The sequence below is a fragment of the Caldimonas hydrothermalis genome (genome assembly GCF_056746695.1).
The window spans coordinates 1-685 of record NZ_JBWQXA010000035.1 but is presented as its reverse complement, the minus strand read 5'-3'; the positions used below and the strand labels follow the sequence as shown (position 1 = coordinate 685).

Below are 685 nucleotides of genomic sequence, written 5' to 3'. Positions count from 1 at the left end.
GATCATTGGGTTCATCAAGCAGGCTGACGCCGGCGTGAACGTGGCGGACCTGTGCCGCAAGGAAGGCTTCAGTACGGCCACGTTCTACAAGTGGCGGGCGAAGTTCGGCGGCATGGAGGCCAGCGACGCGAAGCGACTGCGTGAGTTGGAAGCCGAGAACGCAAGGCTGAAGAAGCTGTTGGCCGAAGCGGCGCTGGACAACGAAGCGCTGAAGGTGGCCTTCGGGGTAAAGCGCTGAGCCCACCGGCCAAGAGACAGGCGCTGGGCAAGATGCTGCAAGAGACCTCGATCAGCGAACGAAGAGCATGCGCGCTGGTGGGTCTGTCGCGCGACAGCTGGCGGCATCCGCCTCAGCGAGCGCAGGCGGACCAAGATATGAGCGAGCGCATCAAGCAGCTGGCGCACGAGCGACGGCGCTTCGGTTACCGGCGCATCGGCGATCTGCTGCGCGCAGACGGCACGGCAATCAACGACAAGCGTGTGTACCGGCTGTATCGCCAGGCCGACTTGGCCGTGCGCAAGCGACGCGGCAAGAAGCGGCTGAAGCTCGAACGTGTGCCGCTGCATCGGTGCGAGGCGATCAACGAGGTGTGGAGCATGGACTTCGTCAGCGACAGCCTGGCCAATGGGCGCCGGATCAAGTGCCTGACGATCACCGACGACTTCAGCCACGAGTGCGTGGACA

General features: G+C 64.1%; 1 pseudogene. It reads left to right on the top strand.

The annotated features are described in order from the left end of the window. Position 1: 1 nt before the first annotated feature. Positions 2–685: pseudogene (locus AC1ECW_RS16255) on the top strand (IS3 family transposase); the annotation flags it as partial.